This is a genomic window from Nguyenibacter vanlangensis (assembly GCF_013376155.1).
GTDB classification, from domain to species: domain Bacteria; phylum Pseudomonadota; class Alphaproteobacteria; order Acetobacterales; family Acetobacteraceae; genus Gluconacetobacter; species Gluconacetobacter vanlangensis.
This window is the reverse complement of the sequence record NZ_JABXXP010001046.1, coordinates 1-767: the sequence shown is the minus strand read 5'-3', so window position 1 is coordinate 767 and position 767 is coordinate 1. Positions and strand designations below refer to the sequence as shown.

General features: G+C 71.4%; 1 protein-coding gene. It reads left to right on the top strand.

The features are described 5' to 3' along the window. The coding region (locus tag HUK84_RS21105) for a hydantoinase/oxoprolinase family protein (protein ID WP_176641914.1) at window positions 1–767 on the top strand (767 nt) is incomplete at both ends.

Genomic DNA, 767 nt, shown 5'->3' with positions numbered 1-767 from the left:
CCGGGGCCGAGGCGATCGCGATCGCCTTTCTGCACGCCTATGCCAATCCGGCGCACGAGCGCCGGGCCCGCGACCTGCTGGCCGAGGCGCTGCCCGAGGTGCCGATTTCGATTTCCAGCGCGGTCTGCCCGGAAATACGCGAATATGAGCGGACCTCGACCACCGTGGCCAACGCCTATGTCCAGCCGCTGATGGCCGGCTATCTGGGCCGGCTGCGCCAGGCGCTGGACGGGCGCGCCTTCCGGGGCGCGCTCTATCTGGTGACCTCGGGCGGGGGGCTGACGTCGCTCGAGGCCGCGCGGCAATTTCCGGTGCGGCTGGTGGAATCCGGCCCGGCCGGCGGGGCGATCTTCGCCGCGCAATGCGCCGGGCAATTGTCGGAGGGGCGGGTCCTGTCCTTCGACATGGGGGGCACCACCGCCAAGATCTGCCTGATCGAACGGGGGCAGCCGGCCTCCTCGCGTTTCTTCGAGGTGGATCGCACCGCGCGCTTCATGAAAGGATCGGGCCTGCCGCTGCGGATTCCGGTGATCGAGATGGTCGAGATCGGCGCGGGGGGCGGGTCGATCGCGCATCTGGACGCGATGCGGCGGGTTGTGGTCGGGCCGGAAAGCGCCTCTTCGGTGCCGGGGCCGGCCTGTTACGGACTGGGCGGCACGCGGCCGGCGGTGACCGATGCCGACCTGGTTCTGGGGCTGCTCCAGCCCGAAGGGTTCGCTGGCGGCGGCATGACCCTGCGGCCCGAACGGGCGGCGGCGGCGCTGGAT